The 17,678-nt window shown below is 66.4% G+C and carries 21 protein-coding genes; 9 read left to right on the top strand and 12 right to left on the bottom strand.

The features are described 5' to 3' along the window. Positions 1–16: 16 nt before the first annotated feature. Entirely contained in the window at positions 17–517 is a 501-nt protein-coding gene (locus E0H75_RS35770; RefSeq protein ID WP_131518140.1) for a SigE family RNA polymerase sigma factor, read from the bottom strand. 370 nt (positions 518–887) lie between these two features. Beyond that, positions 888–1,253 (bottom strand): DUF2255 family protein, encoded by a 366-nt coding sequence (locus tag E0H75_RS35765; RefSeq protein WP_165554261.1) that lies wholly within the window; start codon positions 1,251–1,253, stop codon positions 888–890. A gap of 284 nt (positions 1,254–1,537) precedes the next feature. Here E0H75_RS35765 and E0H75_RS43750 point away from each other — a divergent pair, with 284 nt between their 5' ends. Then, complete coding sequence (locus tag E0H75_RS43750; RefSeq protein ID WP_202873333.1) at positions 1,538–1,750, top strand: hypothetical protein; 213 nt, start codon at positions 1,538–1,540, stop codon at positions 1,748–1,750. Here the strand turns inward: E0H75_RS43750 and E0H75_RS35755 are convergent. Next, positions 1,729–2,091 (bottom strand): TraR/DksA family transcriptional regulator, encoded by a 363-nt coding sequence (locus E0H75_RS35755; RefSeq protein ID WP_202873332.1) that lies wholly within the window; start codon positions 2,089–2,091, stop codon positions 1,729–1,731. The two genes, E0H75_RS43750 and E0H75_RS35755, sit on opposite strands and share 22 nt — an antisense overlap. A gap of 45 nt (positions 2,092–2,136) precedes the next feature. Next, positions 2,137–2,478 (bottom strand): TraR/DksA family transcriptional regulator, encoded by a 342-nt coding sequence (locus E0H75_RS35750; protein WP_238163478.1) that lies wholly within the window; start codon positions 2,476–2,478, stop codon positions 2,137–2,139. 140 nt (positions 2,479–2,618) lie between these two features. Between E0H75_RS35750 and E0H75_RS35745 the strand changes: the two genes are divergently transcribed. From E0H75_RS35745 to E0H75_RS35735, 3 genes are all read left to right on the top strand, one after another. Continuing rightward, positions 2,619–3,575 (top strand): HAMP domain-containing sensor histidine kinase, encoded by a 957-nt coding sequence (locus E0H75_RS35745; protein ID WP_131518263.1) that lies wholly within the window; start codon positions 2,619–2,621, stop codon positions 3,573–3,575. Positions 3,576–3,577: 2 nt separating this feature from the next. After that, positions 3,578–4,228 (top strand): response regulator, encoded by a 651-nt coding sequence (locus E0H75_RS35740; protein ID WP_131518137.1) that lies wholly within the window; start codon positions 3,578–3,580, stop codon positions 4,226–4,228. 108 nt (positions 4,229–4,336) lie between these two features. After that, positions 4,337–4,693 carry a DUF488 domain-containing protein gene (locus tag E0H75_RS35735; RefSeq protein WP_131518136.1) on the top strand — a complete coding sequence of 119 codons (357 nt, stop codon included), beginning with the start codon at positions 4,337–4,339 and terminating at the stop codon, positions 4,691–4,693. Positions 4,694–4,946: 253 nt separating this feature from the next. Here E0H75_RS35735 and E0H75_RS35730 read toward each other — a convergent pair whose 3' ends face one another. From E0H75_RS35730 to E0H75_RS35715, 4 genes are all read right to left on the bottom strand, one after another. Further along, positions 4,947–6,140: an acetate/propionate family kinase gene (locus E0H75_RS35730; protein ID WP_131518135.1), complete on the bottom strand. Its 1,194-nt coding sequence runs from the start codon at positions 6,138–6,140 to the stop codon at positions 4,947–4,949. Next, entirely contained in the window at positions 6,141–8,219 is a 2,079-nt protein-coding gene (gene pta / locus E0H75_RS35725; RefSeq protein ID WP_131518134.1) for a phosphate acetyltransferase, read from the bottom strand. A gap of 174 nt (positions 8,220–8,393) precedes the next feature. Continuing rightward, positions 8,394–8,624: a hypothetical protein gene (locus tag E0H75_RS35720; protein WP_131518133.1), complete on the bottom strand. Its 231-nt coding sequence runs from the start codon at positions 8,622–8,624 to the stop codon at positions 8,394–8,396. Between the two features lie 114 nt (positions 8,625–8,738). Then, a complete protein-coding gene (locus E0H75_RS35715) occupies positions 8,739–9,338 on the bottom strand; it encodes a helix-turn-helix domain-containing protein (RefSeq protein WP_238163477.1) in 600 nt (199 codons plus the stop codon). Positions 9,339–9,503: 165 nt separating this feature from the next. Here E0H75_RS35715 and E0H75_RS35710 point away from each other — a divergent pair, with 165 nt between their 5' ends. Further along, the gene (locus E0H75_RS35710; RefSeq protein ID WP_131518132.1) at positions 9,504–9,767 is read left to right on the top strand and encodes a putative antibiotic biosynthesis monooxygenase; all 264 of its coding nucleotides are present in this window, start codon (positions 9,504–9,506) and stop codon (positions 9,765–9,767) included. Positions 9,768–10,058: 291 nt separating this feature from the next. Here the strand turns inward: E0H75_RS35710 and E0H75_RS35705 are convergent, their stop codons facing one another. Together E0H75_RS35705 and E0H75_RS35700 are read right to left on the bottom strand one after the other, a co-directional pair. After that, complete coding sequence (locus E0H75_RS35705; protein ID WP_131518131.1) at positions 10,059–10,469, bottom strand: (R)-mandelonitrile lyase; 411 nt, start codon at positions 10,467–10,469, stop codon at positions 10,059–10,061. An 8-nt stretch (positions 10,470–10,477) separates the two neighbouring features. Next, the gene (locus E0H75_RS35700; protein WP_131518130.1) at positions 10,478–11,356 is read right to left on the bottom strand and encodes a helix-turn-helix transcriptional regulator; all 879 of its coding nucleotides are present in this window, start codon (positions 11,354–11,356) and stop codon (positions 10,478–10,480) included. Between the two features lie 183 nt (positions 11,357–11,539). Between E0H75_RS35700 and E0H75_RS35695 the strand changes: the two genes are divergently transcribed. Beyond that, positions 11,540–12,559 carry a zinc-dependent alcohol dehydrogenase family protein gene (locus tag E0H75_RS35695; protein WP_202873331.1) on the top strand — a complete coding sequence of 340 codons (1,020 nt, stop codon included), beginning with the start codon at positions 11,540–11,542 and terminating at the stop codon, positions 12,557–12,559. Between the two features lie 33 nt (positions 12,560–12,592). Next, positions 12,593–13,873, top strand: coding sequence for a multidrug effflux MFS transporter (locus tag E0H75_RS35690; protein ID WP_131518129.1), 1,281 nt, complete (start codon positions 12,593–12,595; stop codon positions 13,871–13,873). A 150-nt stretch (positions 13,874–14,023) separates the two neighbouring features. On the opposite strand, the gene E0H75_RS35685 is transcribed toward E0H75_RS35690, so the two are convergent. Together E0H75_RS35685 and E0H75_RS35680 are read right to left on the bottom strand one after the other, a co-directional pair. After that, positions 14,024–14,695, bottom strand: coding sequence for a DUF998 domain-containing protein (locus tag E0H75_RS35685; RefSeq protein ID WP_131518128.1), 672 nt, complete (start codon positions 14,693–14,695; stop codon positions 14,024–14,026). Positions 14,696–15,125: 430 nt separating this feature from the next. Next, entirely contained in the window at positions 15,126–15,506 is a 381-nt protein-coding gene (locus E0H75_RS35680) for a VOC family protein (RefSeq protein ID WP_238163476.1), read from the bottom strand. Positions 15,507–15,691: 185 nt separating this feature from the next. Here E0H75_RS35680 and E0H75_RS35675 point away from each other — a divergent pair, with 185 nt between their 5' ends. Then, positions 15,692–16,780, top strand: a complete 1,089-nt coding sequence (locus E0H75_RS35675) for an alpha/beta hydrolase (protein ID WP_131518127.1) — start codon at positions 15,692–15,694, stop codon at positions 16,778–16,780. Positions 16,781–17,223: 443 nt separating this feature from the next. After that, positions 17,224–17,616: a hypothetical protein gene (locus tag E0H75_RS35670; RefSeq protein ID WP_131518126.1), complete on the top strand. Its 393-nt coding sequence runs from the start codon at positions 17,224–17,226 to the stop codon at positions 17,614–17,616. Positions 17,617–17,678: the final 62 nt, after the last annotated feature.

Below are 17,678 nucleotides of genomic sequence, written 5' to 3'. Positions count from 1 at the left end.
ACTTCTCCTCTTCGAGTCACAGGGATGCCAGGTGGACGGCGTCATCGCCGAGGACGACCCGGAGGCGTTCGAGCGCCCGGGACGTGCGAGTCCTGATCGCACCAGGCTTCTTGCCAAGATCGAGCGCGACCTGCTCGACGCTGCGATCTTCGAAGAACCGCAGCACCAGCACCGCTCGATCCAGCGGAGCCAACTCGGACAGAGCCCTCTGGAGCGCAACCCGCAGTTCGGCATCACCTGCACGTTCCACGACCTCCGGAACCTCGGCGTACGGCTGCTCGACCAGGCGCCGCCGTCGCCACTGGGACACGAAGGTTCGTGCCAGCACCGTCTGCGCATACGCCGCCGGATTGTCGATGCGCGAGATCCCACGCCAGGCCCGGAACATCTTCGCCAGCGTCTCCTGCACCAGATCCTCCGCCTGGTGCCGGTCGCCGACGAGAAGCCAAGCCGTTCGGTAGAGATGAGGCGTCCGAACATGCGCGAATTCCTCGAAGTCCTCCGCTGCCTGTCTCATCCACTCTCCTCGGTCGTACCCACACGCTGTACGACGCTCAGACAGGCGCCGGCGTTACACCCTTTGACGAATCCACCGTCACCCGGAGGCGGGACAGGACGCTGCGCTGTGCTTGAGGCCGGACCGCGATCGGCGCCATCGGGGCAGGCTCAACCGGCGCCGAGGTGGGATCCAGGGCTGAACTGGCGCATCAGGCAAGGCGGATCGGCCAACGCGAACGGCGTCGTTGACGAACGGGATGAAGAGGAGATTCATGACGATGTGGTTCCTTTCGCCCTTCGACGGTAGGTCCCGGCATCGTCATACGTCCAATGAATTTCCCAGCCTCACTTCATGCAACAGACGCATGACCTGAACGGCACAGAGGGCTCTATCTGGGTTCGACGCGGAGGGTGGTGGCGTTGGATGTGGTGTTGGTGATTGCGACTGTGTCCGGTCCGTTGCCGTACTTCGTGAAGTAGGCCGCGTCGAGCTGATCGTCGACGGTGTGGTCGGAGATGTAGGTGACGTCGCGGGTCTGGCCGTGCCAGGAGATCGCGCCTTCGTGGTGGTGAAGGACGCCCTTGTACCAGGCGCCTTCGACACCGCGCACCGACCGCACGTACAGGCTCCGGCCGACGACGACGTGCCACACGATGGTCAGCGTGCGCAACGACCCGTCCTGCCGCCGCCCAGCAACCCGGATCTCTTCGATCTGGTCCAGAGAGTGGAGCTCATCCGCGGTCCAAGCACTCATGACTTCCTGCTCCTTCCAGTCAGCACCTGCGAGCCGTCGATCTTCCGCAGTCTGACAGAGGACCAGGCGGGTGGGCTCCATGAAAGTCTCCGAGGGTGGCTGAGGGATACGGGTTTCGCGTCCGGGACGCGGTCAGAGTGGACCGCTGTCCTCGGGCGCGCGGAACGTCCGGTGTTGAAGACTGCCAACGGCACCTGGTTCATCTGGGTCGTGGCGAGTCAGTCCGCCGCCGTCGCCACCGCCACGGTCGAGCCGGTGATCGACGACGCTCGCCGGCGATCACCGTGCTGGCGGGTGCACGCATCGTCGAGATGGCCGACGCGCCGATGGTCGCCGCGACCCGTGAGCTGATCGCCAGCCTGGCAGTCGTGTTCTGGGCCTTTGCCACCTGGCTGTTCCCGGTCCTGATCGCGGCGGGCTGGTGGCGCCACCTGCGCCGCGGAGTTCCACTGCGCGACAGCGCACCACAGCGTCATCAGGAGTCCTGCAGACGGTGATGACACGCGGCGCAGTACCTCGTCTGCGGGCAGATCCGCAGGCGTGCAAGCTCAACAGCACCCCAGCACGAGCGGCATTGTCCGTAGTGGCCGGTGTCCATCCGGTCGAGAGCAGCCTCCACGTCCGCCAGAACGATCCGCGCGGCCACTGCGAGATGGCTGTGTACTTCGGCCCGCGCTGCACTGTACCGGCCGGATTCCGGCTGCGGTTGGGACGACTCGCGGATCGCGAGTAGCTGCTCACGACGGAAACTACGCTGCTCGAGCAGGCCTGCCCGCAGCATCGCGAGCTCTCGCCGGGACAGGCAGACATTCGCGGCGGTACTGGTGTGGCTGGTCACGATCAAGACTCCTCCTTGCGGCATCCGATGTTTGACTGCTGTGCCTCACAGCTCTCGCTGCTGGCAGCGAACGCAGTACCGGACGTACGGCAGGATTTCCAGCCGCCCGATCGGGATCCGTACATCGCATCCTCGGCAGACGCCGTACGTGCCGTCGTCGACGCGTTCCTCGGCGGCATCGATCTCCTTCAGTACGACGCGGATCGCCGTCGTCTGCGCGGTCAGCAGATCGCCGTGCGCGTTCGGCTTGTCGGCGTCCATGGCACGCAGTTGCGCCAGCCGGGTGTTTCGCTCGTGTTGCAGTCGTTGCAGGATCTCGTGCCTGCGGTGCGGCTCCGGCTGACTGCCTGTACCGAGCGTGCTGGGGGTCATCCGGGGTGTGTTCATACTCCCACCATCGCCTCGGACACTGCTGCAGACCATCGGGACCAGCACCCATCTTTGGCCGGCAGCGCCCACATCGGGTGGGTATCAGATCGATTCGGGAGATAGTGGACGGTGTCGCACCAGAGAAGGGAACCTTGACGGTGTCGTTGTTCTGGCGGATCTACGGGCTCAACGCCGTTGTGCTGGGCGCCGCGACCGCGCTGCTGCTGTGGGCACCCGTGACGGTATCGGTGCCGGTGCTGTTGACCGAGGCGGTCGTCCTGATCGGCGGTCTGGCGGTGATGCTCGTCGCCAACGCCGCCCTCCTGCGTGTCGGTCTGGCGCCGCTGGTGCGGCTGACCCGCGGAATGTCGACCGTGGATCTGCTGCGCCCCGGCCAGCGGCTCTCGGTCAGCGGGCACGGCGGCGTACCCGATCTTCTGCGCGCGTTCAACGACATGCTCGACCGGTTGGAGCACGAGCGGGCCACCAGCGCGGCGCGGGCCCTGTCCGCGCAGGAATCCGAGCGCCAGAGAATCGCCCGGGAACTCCACGACGAGGTCGGCCAAACCCTGACCGCCGTGCTCATCGACCTCAAGCGGGCGGCTGATCGCGCCGCCGACCCGGACCTCCGCAAGGAGCTCACGCAGGCCCAGGAAACCACCCGCGCCAGCCTTGACGAGGTACGGCGACTCGCGCACCGGCTGCGCCCCGGCGTACTGGAGGATCTCGGCCTGGTCAGCGCCCTGACCGCGCTGACCACCGAACTCTCCGATCACACCGGCTTGCTGGTACGGCGTCAGTTCGAATCCGGTCTGCCGGGCCTTGACGACCAGGCAGAGCTGGTCGTCTACCGCGTCGCCCAGGAGAGTCTGACCAATGTCGCCCGGCATGCCGACGCGACGTCCGTCGAGGTGTCGTTGGCCGGCCGCGACGAATCTATCGTCCTGCGGATCCAGGACGACGGCCACGGGATCGGTCTGGCCCATGAGGGGGCCGGGATCCGGGGCATGCGCGAACGGGCTTTGCTGATCGGCGCCGCTCTCGAGATCGGCCGCACGCCGAAGGGCGGAACGGAAGTCAGTCTGACGGTCCCTCTCGCCGGACGTGGAGCCTGACGATGCAGCCGACCAGAATCCTCCTCGCCGACGATCACGCGCTGGTACGCCGCGGAGTCCGTCTGATCCTGGAAGCAGAACCCGATCTCCAGGTCGTCGCCGAAGCCTCCGATGGCCACGAAGCCGTGTCCCTGGCCCGCAGCCACCCGGTCGACCTGGCAATCCTCGACATCGCGATGCCGCGGATGACCGGACTCCAGGCGGCCCGGGAGCTGTCCGTCGTACGACCTGAAGTCCGCGTGCTGATGCTGACCATGTACGACAACGAGCAGTACTTCTTCCAGGCCCTCAAGGCCGGCGCCTCGGGCTACGTCCTCAAGTCCGTCCTGGACCGCGACCTGGTGGAGGCGTGCCGCGCGACCATGCGCGGTGAGCCGTTCCTGTACGCCGGCGCTGTGACCGCGCTGGTGCGCAGCTATCTGGACCGGGTCCGGCAGGGCGTCGATCTCCCTCAGCAGATCCTCACCGCCCGCGAGGAGGAAGTGCTCAAGCTCGTTGCCGAGGGCAACTCATCGAAGGAGATCGCCGAGATCCTGACGATCAGCATCAAGACGGTCGAACGCCACCGCTCGAACATGCTGCAGAAACTCGGCCTGCGCGACCGCCTGGACCTCACCCGCTACGCCATCCGCGTCGGCCTCCTCGAGCCCTGACCCACCACGAGACCGGCCGCGCCCCAGAGGAGAAGACATGGTCATCACGATGCCTGTTCCTGCTCAGCACGTTGCGCCCGCGGGGTGTGCCTACCCGGTGAGGCGGCCGTGACGGCTCGTGACATCCGGGTCCACCGGATCTATGAACAGGCCGCGGCGGACGATGGCGTCCGGGTCCTGGTGGATCGCGTGTGGCCGCGAGGCTTGCGCAAGGATGCCGCCGTACTCGACGTCTGGCTGAAGGACGTCGCACCGTCGACGGAACTGCGCAAGTGGTACGGCCACGTCCCGGAGAAGTTCGCGGAGTTCGAGACGCGCTATCGCGACGAGCTCACAACGTCGGCCGCACTCGACCACCTGCGTGCCCTGGCCGACGAATCGACCGTGACGTTGCTGACCGCAACCAAGGACGTCGAGCACAGCCAAGCAGCCGTGCTGGCGGCACTTCTCCGCGAGTCACCCTGACCCCGGTCAGCTGCTGGGCGGGTCGCCTGGGGACTATCGGCCGCGGGGTCGACGACTGTTGCTTGAGGGCCTCCTGCTCGTTCCGGTGAGCTCGGACCTGGCACGACCGCCGCCGTCATCGCCGACAGCGATCGTCGCGGGTCGGCTCAAGGCGAACGTCGACCCCGACACGCTGCTCGGTCTTCTGCTCGGCGCGTACTTGTCGGAGTCCCTCCGCTTCGGATCACTGCGGGCCGGTGGGTGCCGGCGATCGTCAGGCGCGAACGATCTGGAGCGCCTGCCGGGCGATCTCCCATTCCTCGTTGGTGGCCACGACGAGTACTGCGACCCGACTGTCGTCGGCGGAGACCACACCTCCGGTCCCTGACGCTTCGCTGTTGCGTCCGGCATCGATGCTGATACCGAGCGATTCGAGGCCCTGAAGCGAGGCGGCGCGCACCTCAGCGGAGTGCTGGCCGACACCCGCCGTGAAGACGACCGCATCCACCGTCCCGAGTACGGCGTAGTACGCACCGATGTACTTCCTGATCCGGTAGCAGTAGACCTCGAAGCCGAGTTGCGCCCGCACGTCGCCGGCGTCCCGCCGACGGAGCACCTCGCGGAAGTCGTTGTCACCGGTCAGGCCCTTCAGACCCGACTCCGAGTTCAGTACGCGATCGATCTCGTCGATGGACCAGCCCAGCTCGCGCGCCAGGTGTCCGTGGATCGCGGGATCGATGTCGCCGGAGCGCGTCCCCATGACGAGCCCTTCCAACGGCGTCAGGCCCATCGACGTGTCCACCGATCTGCCACCGCGCACGGCTGTCGCGGAGCAGCCGTTTCCGAGGTGGAGCACGATCAGGTTGACCTCGCCCGGATGACGCCCGAGCATCTGCGCGACCAGCCGGGAAACGAACGAGTGCGATGTGCCGTGGAAGCCGTACCTGCGAATCCCGTGGTCCCGCGACCACTCGAACGGAGCCGCGTAGGTATAGGCGTACGGCGGCAGCGTCTGGTGGAACGCCGTGTCGAACACCGCAACATGCGGCACGTCGGGAAAGAGTCGCCGCGCCACCTCGATCCCTTCGAGGTTCGCGGGGTTGTGCAGTGGCGCGAGCGGTATCAGTTCGCCAACTTCGGCGACGAGGGCATCGTCGACCAGCGTCGGAGTCGAGAAGCGGGCGCCCCCGTGGACGACGCGGTGACCCACCGCGGCGAGATCGGTCCCACCGAGCGACGGACCGTACGTCGCGAAGGCGTCGATCGCCGTCCGTAGCGCCTCCTCATGCGTGGCGATTGGTTCATCGCCGTGGAATTCGCCGTTCGGACCGTGATGCAACTGGCTGCTTCCCGACTCGCCGATCCGCTCGACGAGCCCGGTCGCCATCGCGTCCCCCGACGCCGCGTCCACGAGGCTGTACTTGAGCGAGGACGATCCCGCGTTGATCACCAGCACCAGGTCGCTCATCTACTCGCCGCCCTGCTGTGCCTGGATCGCGGTGATCGCGACCGTGTTGACGATGTCTCGTACCGTCGCCCCGCGCGACAGGTCGTTCACCGGTTTGCGCAGTCCCTGCAGGACGGGCCCGACGGCGACCGCGTTCGCCGAGCGCTGGACCGCTTTGTAGGTGTTGTTCCCGGTATTGAGGTCAGGGAAGACGAACACGGTCGCGCGTCCGGCGACAGGTGATCCCGGCAGCTTCGTTCTGGCCACGGCAGCGTCGATCGCGGCGTCGTACTGGATCGGTCCCTCGACGAGCAGGTGCGGCGCGCGGTCCCGGACGATCGTCGTGGCCTTCGACACCTTCTGCACATCAGTCCCGGTGCCCGAGGATCCGGTCGAGTACGACAGCATCGCGACTCGCGGCTCGATCCCGAAGGCCGCCGCGGTCGCGGCCGAAGAGGTCGCGATGTCTGCCAGTTGTTCGGCGGTCGGATCCGGGATGATCGCGCAGTCGCCGTACACGAGAACCTGGTTCTGCAGACACATGAAGAACACCGAGGAGACCGCGGACACGCCCGGCACCGTCTTGACCACCTCGAGCGCCGGCCGGATCGTGTGCGCGGTGGTGTGGACGGCGCCCGACACCATCCCGTCCGCGAGCCCGAGCTGCACCATCATCGTCCCGAAGTACGACACGTCCCGGACCAGCTCGCGGGCCTGCTCGAGATCGATGCCGCGGTGCTGGCGCAGCCGGTGGTACTCCGCGGCGAACCGCTCCCCCAGCGCGTCGTCGTCCGGGCTGACGACTCGTGCGGCGGCCACGTCCACACCGAGCGAGGCTGCTTTCGCGCTGATCGCGATGGGGTCACCCAGAAGCGTCAGGTCCGCGACTCCCCGTCGCAGGAGTACGTCGGCCGCCCGAAGAACGCGGTCCTCCTCACCCTCCGGCAACACGATGTGCTTGCGATCGGCGACCGCTTGGTCGACCAACCGATGCTCGAACATGAGCGGGGTCACCGCGCTGCTCCGCGCCACCGCGAGCTGGTCGAGCAGCGCTCGGCCGTCGACGTACTGGGCGAACAACGCGAGCGCGACATCCACCTTCCGTGGCGAGGCCTTGGTCAGCCGGCCCCGCACGGCCGTGAGCGCTGCTGAGGTCGCCTGGGTGCTCAGTCCTGTCTCCAGGATGGGCAACGTGACGCTGAGCCCAGCAATCAAGCGCTGGACCTGGTCCGGCAACTCGAAGCCACCGTTGAGGATGATCGTCGAGATCTGCGGGAAGTTCCGCGAGGTGTGCGCCATCAGCACGCCCAGGACGACCTCCGGACGGTCTCCGGCCGTCACCACGGCCGCGCCCTCGAACAGCCGGTCCAGCACATTGGGCATGGTCATCCCGGCGATCACCAGCCCGGTGACCTCGCGCGACAGCAGGTGCGGATCTCCACTGAGCACCCCAGCACCGATCGGAGCCAGCAGGTCGGCCACCGACGGCTGCCCCAGCAGCGGCTCCTCCGGAATCGAGAATGCCGGAGCACCGACACCCTTCAGTCCGTCGGTGATCGAAGTCAGCAACTCCTGGTCGACACGGTTCGCGATCACCGCGGACAGCGAACCGTGGTTCGCGTGCAACTCGGCCACCGCGAGGTCGGCGATGGTCCGCACCTCGCGGGGGGTCCGGCGATACCCGTTCAGCACCAGCAGGACCGGTACGCCGAGGTTCGCCGCGATCTTGGCGTTGTAGGAGAACTCTGTCGGGGTCCCCACGTCGGTGTAGTCGCTGCCGACCACGACGACCGCGTCGGCCTGACCAGCGACCGCGTGAAAGCGCCGCACGATCGTGTCCAGGGCGGCATCCGGATCCGCATGCACCTGGTCGTAGCTGACTCCCACGCAATCCTCGTACGACAAAGCGACCGCATCATGCGACGTCAGCAGGTCGAGGACATAGTCGCGACCCGCGTGCCCGGCGAGGTCCGAACGGACGATCGGACGGAACACGGCCACCCGCTCGACCCGCCGGGAGAACTGCTCGAGCACCCCGAGAGCGACGGTGGATTTCCCGGTGAAACCCTCCACCGAGGCGACATACACGCTGTTGGCCATACCAGAACCCTAACCACCGGTCTCCCCTGAGCAGCCGCACCTGTTTCCCCGCGACGTCACACTTTGCCTTGAGCAACCTTCAACCGGCGGAGACAGGTTTCAGACGGACGGGAACAGATGTCCAACTTTTTCGCTACACGACATGTAGCGCAAAGTGTTCCGGCGACCGGCTGATCACCTGCGCGGTCGGCGACCGTAGCCGAAGTAGGCGATCGGAATCGCACCGAGTGAGTTGATCAGCGTGATGGCAACCGCCCAGCTCACCTTCGACCCCCTGACCTCAGCGGCCGGCCGACGCGCGAGGTCGACCAGGGCGGCGGCTTTCAACGCACCGTCGAGTGCGCCGCCGATGATGATGAGTCGGCGCGTGCGCGAACTGAGGTCGTTCCACGTCGTCCGGGCCACCGTTACACCATGCGCCCCGCCGACCTTCCCGGCAAGGGGGTCGGCGCACGGCCTGTCCCAGGCCGGAGGGTGGCGTGGAGTTCGGCGCCGACCGTTCAACACTGATCGCTGCTGTCAGCGGCGATCAGGTCGGACGTGCATGCGCTCTCCGGGGCGGCCGAAGATGCTCAGCACCTCTGCCGGTCCGTCTCCTGTGCTGCCGAACCAGTGCGGCAATTGCGTGTCGAACTCGACTGCTTCGCCCACTCCGAGGACGAGGTCCTGATCTGCCAGGATCAGCCGCATCCTGCCCGTCAGGACGTAGAGCCACTCGAAACCTTCATGAGTGCGTGGGCTCGGCTTGGACTGCGATGCCGGAATGACGATCTTCCATGCCTGGACCCCACCCGGTCGAGTCAGTGGAAGAACAGTTCGGCCATTCACCATGCGCGGTTTCAACCGGATCCGAGGATCTCCGACCTCAGGTGCTCCGACCAGGTCATCCAGCGGCACTCGGTATGCCTGCGCCAGCGGGAGCAGCAACTCCAGGCTCGGGCGGCGTTGACCGTTCTCGAGCCGCGACAGGGTGCTCTTCGAGATGCCGGTGAGCTTGGACAGCTCCGCCAACGTGATGCCCCGCTGGTCCCGGACGCCCCGCAGCCGGGGCGCCACCAGATCCAGAGCAGTAGCGATCCCGGCCGGGTCCAGTGGCGGGTCGATCGTACGTTTCGTCACGAATCCATTGGACCCCGCGTTTCCCGGAAGCGGCAACAACCGTTGTCGTCAAGGTGCGGCTGGAACACGCTTCTAGGAATCAATCAGTACGACGTTGATCGGCGGCGGCGCCCGTCCTGACAGCGATCACGTACACCACACCACATTCCCCAGAGGAGCCACGCCATGTCTGATCCCCGAGCTGTCCCGCGTTCGACGCCGCTTCCGCCACCGACCAAGCATCAGCTCGCGTTGATGATCTGGGTCGCTGTCTTCCCGACCCTCACCGTGCTCAACCTCCTGCTCGGCGATCTGCTCGCCGGCCTGCCAGGCGTGCTGCGGACCTTCATCCTCGCAACCGCTGCGGTTCCGATCGTGATCTACGGCCTCATGCCCCGACTGCACCGTCTCCGCGCACACATCCTCACCGCCCATCGATTCGTCGCCTGAACATCATGCGGTTCGGCTACGCCTTCATGGGGATCGGGCTGGGTGGCCTGGAAACTGACCTGGATTGCTGCGGTCGCGGTCCCCGCCCGGTGTCCGGCGACTGTTCCTTCGTCATGATCATCCTCACCGCCATCCCCTGGAAGTATGCTTGGCAGCGGTACGCCAGGAGCCCCGGAAAGGCTGGCGTTGACGAGCACGACAGCCGCGTGGAGGGACCTAGGCGGTGGGCGCAGGTCGGCCTGTGACGCCGATGCAGCGCTCGATCGTCGTGGAGGTCAGCGGCGCTGCGGGTTACGTGAGCGGTGGCGCGGCTGCGTACTCGTCGTCGGTGACGGGGTCGAGCCAGTGGACGACGTCGTGGTCGGTGTCGCCCTCGTTGACGGCGAGGTGGACCATGAGGCGGTTCGGGGCGGCGCCGTGCCAGTGTTCCTCGTCGGCCTCGAACAGGACGCGGTCGCCCGGGCGGATGATCTCGACGGAGCCGCCGCGGCGCTGACACAAGCCGATGCCTTCGGTGACGAAGACGGTTTGGCTCAGCGGGTGCCGGTGCCAGTGGGTACGGGCGCCCGGCATGAAGTGCACGAGGTTCGCGGTGATCCGGGAGGGTGCCGGGGCTGCAGCAACAACGTCGATGTAGACGTCACCGGTGAACCAGTCGGCGGGGCCCTTGGCAGTGTCGACGGTGCTGCGAGTGATCTGCATGAGGTCCTTCAGAGGTTGTTGGTCGCCGCGTCGGCTGGTGTTGCCCAGGAGGCGAGGAGTTGAAGTCGTTCGGACGACGGTGAACCCGGCTCTGCGGTGTAGACGAGGAGAACCAATCCCGGCTCGGCAGTGATCGCCAGTTCTTCGTAGACGAGGGTGAGCTCGCCCACGACGGGATGGTTGAACCGCTTGGTACCGGATCCGTGGGTGCGGACGTTGTGGTCGGCCCACAGGCGCCGGAAAACCTCACTGCGAGTAGAGAGCTCGCCGACCAGGTCCTGGAGTCCGCGGTCGTGCGGGTCACGACCCGCCTCGGCGCGCATGACACCCACGCACATCTGGGCGAACAGGTCCCAGTCGGGATAGAAGTCATGTGAGGCAGGATCAAGGAACTGGAACCGGGCCAGGTTCGGCGTACGGCCGCTGTCACCGATGACCGGAGAGTAGAACGCTCTTCCCAGAGCATTCGTGGCGAGAAGGTTCTGCTGCGGGTCGCGAACGAACGCAACGCCGTCCTTGATGGCGTCCAGGGCCCACTGCAGGCTGAGCCGCGACGCCGCTGCCTTGCCAGAACTACGGCGGCGAGGACGGCCCGAGGTCGGGATACCGTCGGCGGCCCGGGCGAGGTCGAACAGGTGAGCTCGCTCGGTCTCATCCAGTTGCAGCGCTCGGGCCAGTGCCTCGAGCACGCCGGAGGAAGCACCAGCGATCTGCCCGCGCTCGAGGCGCGCGTAGTACTCGACACTGAGCCCGGCGATCATCGCGACCTCGCTACGCCGCAGGCCAGGAACCCGCCGGGTGCCGGTGGTGGGCAGCTCCGCCTGTTCCGGAGTGATGCGAGCACGGCGAGTGCTGAGGAACTCGCGCACCTCTTGCCGGTTGTCCATAACTACGACAGTAGATGCCCGGAAGCGGCGATCCGCTACCGAAAGGTGCCCTGTCAGTACACCTCTCGACAGGGACTTCTTCGACGACCGGGCACCCGATTCACTCGTGTCGTGGCCCTTCATCGGGCCCGCGTCACCCTCCATCGCTGGGGGTGTACGACGTTGATCAAGAAGGAGCCCGCAATGCGACAGGTAGTCATGCACGCCCCCGGGAACGTACAGGTCGAGGACCGCGAGGATCCACACATCGTCGAACCGACCGATGCGATCATCCGACTGTCGGCGACCTGCATCTGCGGCAGCGACCTCTGGCCGTACCGTGGCGCCGAACCAGTCGACCACCAGGTCATGGGGCACGAGTACGTCGGCATCGTCGAGGAGGTCGGTGCTGCCGTACGCACCATCAAGGTCGGTGACTTCGTCGTCGGGTCGTTCTGGGCCTCGGACAACACCTGCGAGATCTGCCAGACCGGCTACCAGGCGTACTGCGTGCACCGGGTCCTGATGGGTACGATCGGCACCCAGTCCGAGCGGGCGCGCGTGCCACTCGCCGACGGCACCCTCGTCGCCACCCCGGGAATGCCCGATCCCGAACTGATCCCGTCGCTGATGGCCGCGTCCGACGTACTGGGAACTGGCTGGTTCGCCGCCGTCGCTGCCGAGGCCGGCCCGGGGAAGACGGTCGCGGTCGTCGGTGACGGCGCGGTCGGCCTGCTGGGCATCCTCGCCGCCCACCAACTCGGCGCCGAACGAATCATCGCCTTCAGCCGGCACGCCGACCGCCAGTCCCTGGCAAAGGAGTTCGGCGCCACCGACATCGTCGAAGAGCGCGGGGACGACGGCGTGGCCCGCGTCAAGGAACTCACCGGCGGGCTCGGCGCCCACTCGGTGATCGAAGCGGTCGGCACGCAGGAGGCCATGATGCAGGCCATCGGCTGCACCCGGCCGGGCGGCCACGTCGGTTTCGTCGGCGTCTCCCACGACGTCGCCATCCCTGGCGACGAGTTGTTCATGGCCGGCGTCCACATCCACGGCGGTCCGGCGCCGGTTCGTCAGTACCTGCCCGAACTGATCCAGCTCATCTGGGACCGCAAAATCGACCCCGGCAAGGTCTTCGACCTCACCCTCCCCCTCGACCGCGCCGCCGAGGGCTACCAAGCCATGGACCAGCGCACCGCCACAAAAGTTCTCCTCACCGTTTGATCCGGTCGAATTTCCGTTATCTGAAGAGGATTGATGCAACCCGCTCCGCTGCACCCGGACGTCGCGACGGCGACGCCACCGCTGCCGAAGGCTCGTCAGCAGGCCCGGCTGACCGCTGGGCTGGTCGCGACGGTGGTGTTCCTGACGGCGATCGCGCCACTGGCCACCGACATGTACGTCCCAGCCTTTCCCCAGGTCGCCGGTGAACTCTCGACCACCGCAACGCAGGTCCAGCTGACACTGACGACGTTCTTCGTCGGCATGGCGCTCGGTCAGTTGATCGGTGGCCCGGTCTCGGATCAACGCGGCCGGCGATTCCCACTGCTCGCGGCGCTCCTGGTCACGACCGCGGCGGCGATCGTGTGCGCACTCGCACCGACCATCGCAGTGATGACCACCGCCAGGTTCGTCCAGGGCTTCGCCGGAGGCTGGGCGATGGTGATCGGCCGCGCGATCATCGTCGACTTGGCTCGGGGCGCTCAGCTGGTCCGGGTGCTGAACATCATCGCCGGTGTCGGCGGTCTGGCCCCCATCGTCGGTCCACTCCTCGGCGGGCTCATCCTGCAACTGTCCCACTGGCGCTTCTCTTTCTGGCTCGTCGCGGTGCTCGGCTTTGCGATGACCCTCGCGGTTCTCGTCGCCGTCCCCGAATCGCTCCCGAGCGAACGCCGCCATACCGGCGGCCTGCGCAACTTCGTCGCCGCTGGACGTACAGTCCTGGCCAACCGCGCGTACGTCGGCTACCTAGTGGTCGCCGGAGCTGCGATGGGTGCGCTGTTCGCCTACGTGGCCACGTCAGCGTTCGTCCTGCAAACAATGAACGGGCTCTCACCGTTCGCGTACTCAATCGACTTCGCGGTCAACGCCACCGGGATGACGGCGGCCGCGCTCGTCTCGGCCCGACTCGCTGGGCATGTCTCCACCCGCAAGCTCATCCTGACCGGGCAGCTCGCCGCGTTGGCCGCAGGCGTGGCCATGCTCGCCGGCGCCCTGTGGCTCGGCACACCACTGCTCCTCGCCATCGTCTGCTTCTTCGTCCTGATGACCGCACAAGGCCTCACAATCCCCAACGGTGGCGCCCTCGCATCCGCCGCCGTACCCAAACACCCCGGCACCGGATCAGCCGTGCAGGGCTTCGTTCAATGGGTCGCCGCCGGGACCGTCGCCCCCATCGCCGGACTCGGCGGCGAACACACCGCCGTACCCATGGCCACCCTCATCACCGCCGGCGCCGCCACCTCCATGATCGGACTCCTGGCCTTGACCCGCCCCAGCTCCGATCATCCAAGTAGCCCGATCGGAACCGGCCCATGACACCCGCCCCTGATCTCGGCGATCCCACTACGCCGCAAACCCATGAGCCAGTCCCCCTGGGATCACGTCGGCGTCTGATCGCCCACCGCAGTACACGTAGCGGGCACGCCCATCACAGCATGGATGGCCGTCCGCGTTGATATGAATGTCCTAGCCTCGCTGTGGCGTCAAAGTGATCACCGACTCAGGCAGGCCGCGCATCGCCCGGGTCGCGACCGCCGCGACGTACCCGAACAGGATGGCCGTCGCGACGAGCAGCCGGAGGCTGAGGCCATCGAGGTCGGGCCAGGCGACCAGCACGAGTGCCGCCGCCGGCACGGCCACGCTGCCGACAACCCATCGCCGCCACCGGAGGTCAGCGAACCGACGCGCGAAAACCAAGCATCCGGCGATCATTCCGGGAACTGCCAGTATGAATCCGGCTTCGTGCAGCGCTCCGTGCCAGCTCATTGCGGGTGCGCCGGCCGGCGCACCCGGGGGGAAGCCACCACCCGCATCAGTCACAAATACCCCGGAGATGATCAGGCCGACTCCGAGCGCGCCGACCAGCCGAGGCCCCCATGTAGCGCCGCGGCCCGTGGGCACGACTCGCCGGATCCCAGTCGCGCACGCAACAAACAATGCACCGGTCACCACGAAGTTGGCGACCTGGACCCATCCCAGGTCGCCAAGACTGAGCAGGCTTAGCGGGTGGTACCCGAGGTCGAACCCGGCGCGTGTTACCGCCTGAATCAGGACGACCAGGACGAATAGTGGGCCAGCGACGATACCGCAGGCCAGCAATCGGTTCGTTGGTGTGGCAAATGCATGTCCTTGTGACATCAGTTTCTCCTTACTGGACGGCGGTTACCCTCGCCGGGCACCGCTCAACGGAGACGTCGACGGCCGCCACCGAATCCGGACACGCCCAACTGGGCAGTTCGCACATCGGTACATCCGCAGGCATGAAGCCGAGCGCTCGACAGGACGACAAGAGCGCGGTGGATGCCTGGGTCACCGGCGAGGGAGGGATCGAGGGCGCCCGAGACGGTTGTCACGGTCACCTTCAGACCAAACGGCGACGGTCGGAGGCGGGTACAACTCACCCACGCCGGCTTCGCCGGCGAAGCCGCGCGAAACAGCACCTCGAGGCCTGGCCACTAGTTCTTCAACAACAGGAGAGGTGTCTGGTCCAACACGACAGTCGCGCGGATCGCGGCCGCTTGTGATGCAAGCGGGATCGGCCAACGCCGCGCTGCGGTCTGTCCCGTGCTCAAGCGATGAGCGTCTTCTTCGGACGCAGAATGCAAAACTCGTTCCCCTCAGGGTCAGCGAGCACAGTCCAGGATTCCGTGCCGCTCTGCCCGATGTCGACCCGGCGCGCGCCCAGCGCGAGAATTCGCTCAACCTCGGCGTCGCGGCCGTCGGGGCCGGGGGTGAGGTCGAGGTGCAGACGGTTCTTCACCACCTTTTGGTCGGTCGCCGGCATGAAACAGATTCCCACCGATGCCGTCTCGTCGGCGCCGACGACGACCTCTCGCTCACTAGCAGACAGGATCTTCCAGTTCAGCACCTGGGCCCAGAACCGGGCCTGAGCAGACAGATCGCGCGCATCGATGACGATGTGGTGCAGGGATACGGTCACGACTGCCACTGTGCCAAAGGCGCGGCCACTCCAGTAGGCAGGACGAGAGGCCGTCTCCAAGCGATCATGTCGTCGCAGGCATGGACCCAAGAATGATGTTGGTGCCAAAGCAGCTGCGGGGCCGTCGAACGTCGACGAACGTGCAGAATTCCTACACGCTGCGATGACCGATCGGTCATTGTTCCCCGGCGTTCATGAGGCAGACAATTGTCCCGCCCAGCCTTACAGACTCCTGGGAGGACCGTATGACCACCCACGACTTGCCGGCTCGTGTTGACGATGCGAATGCTGACGTTTCGGACCGCTACGACCCGTCGGTGCCTCCCCCGTCAGCGGGTGTATACGACCTCGGTGACGTCACGCGGCTGGAGGTGTCATTCCCCAGCGATGGGCACCGGTTGGCCGGACACCTGTATCTACCTCCGACACCCCAACGTGAACGCGACGGTCGCCCACCTGGCGTAGTTCTCGATGGCCCGGCTACCTCGGTGAAGGAGATCACGGTGCCGGTCTACGCGATCCGGCTGGCGCGCGCCGGATACATGGTGCTCACCTTCGACCGTCGAGGCTTCGGTGAGAGTCAAGGCACCGTTCGCCAGCAGATGAACCCTCCCGACAACGTTCGCGACATCCGCAACGCCACCACCTACCTGCTGTCCCGCGACGACGTAGATCCCGAGCGGGTGGCGGGGGTGGGTGTGTGCTACGGCGGCGGTTTCATGCTGCAGGCCGGCGCGCTGGACCGGCGCTACCGAGCAATCGCATGCATCGGTGCTGCGTACGGATCGAGGGAGCAGATGCGCGACGACATGGGCCACGACGGCTGGATCGAACTGATGCGGACCTTGGCCGCCCAACGCCAGGTCGACTTCGAGGCCGGCCGACCACTCGCCTACCAGGCAGGCGCCCCGTCGTCGTCCCCGCCGGGATCCGCCCTGCTGCTCGCCGACGAACCGTACGACTTCTACACCAATCGCCAGCAGCAGATCGCCCCGAGCTGGGTCAATCTACTCACGCAGGAATCCATGCAGAACATGGCCGAGTACGATGCCATCGCTTACGCTCCCCTGGTCACGCCGACGCCGTTGCTCGTGGTTCACGGGACGGTCGACCCGGTCATCTCGCCACGCTACGCACAACAGGTCCACGCAAGTGCGGGCGAACCCAAGACGATCGTGTGGATCGAGACCAGCAACCACATCCAGATCTACGACATCGAGCCCTACGTCGGCCAGGCGACCACGGCACTGATCGACTGGCTCGCAAAGCACATGCTCGCGTGACGAAACCGAGATCACGCTGCCGTGACGTCCTGACGGGTCGTAGCCGACAGCAACGATCGCCGGCACCGTCGCCGACTGGTTGTTGATAGCAACGAATGATCCGGTGCGCTGGTGGTAGGCGAGCAGGTGGTCCGGTCCAGCAACGTCATGGTCGCAACGCTCACGGCAGCGCGGGCCGATGGCGACGGCGCCCGGAGCGGTCGGGCACTCGCGATCGGATCTGTTGAACCATCGACCGGTGGTCTGCGTACTAGAGACCGGCGTCTGCGTTACCGGCGCCCGGCCACTGAGCAGACCAGAGGAGAGCAATGACCATCGGGAGAACAAGTCTGGTGCAAGCAGGCGTAGTCGGGGCCGCGGTAGCAGCGCTGGCCTTCGTCACCGCGCCCCAGGCGACCGCATCCGCCGCCGCAGAATCGGTCCACGGGTTCACCAGCACCGGCATGGAGTTCCTCAACTCGGACAACACTGTCCTGGCTGAATGCCAGAACGAGTTCAGCGGACAGGTGACATCCGACGACGGCAACGGCCACGTCAAGGCCAGCATCGACAACGTCCGCATCGATTGCTTCAACGGCACCAGCGCGACTCTCAACGCCTTGCCATGGAAACTCGATCTCCTGGAAGATCGCGGCTACACCATCGACGGCGTCGACGTGAACATCACCACGTCACGAGGAACATGTCGATACACCGGTTCGGTCAACGGTGTGATGGAGTTCCCCGGCGGCGTCTACGACATGCGCGGCTCCCTGACCCGCCGAACCGGCGGATGCGGCGGCACCGCTCAGCTCCACGTCAGTGCCCTCTCCGAGGTGATCAACACCGGTACCTGACCAGTCGGTGATCGTGTGGTTCGGCCGGGAGCGGCTCATCCGACATCTCTACCAAACGCGTA

The sequence above is a fragment of the Kribbella capetownensis genome, from assembly GCF_004331485.1.
Lineage (GTDB): Bacteria > Actinomycetota > Actinomycetes > Propionibacteriales > Kribbellaceae > Kribbella > Kribbella capetownensis.
Note: the sequence above shows the minus strand (reverse complement) of the source record. Positions and strands in the feature narration are given on the sequence as shown.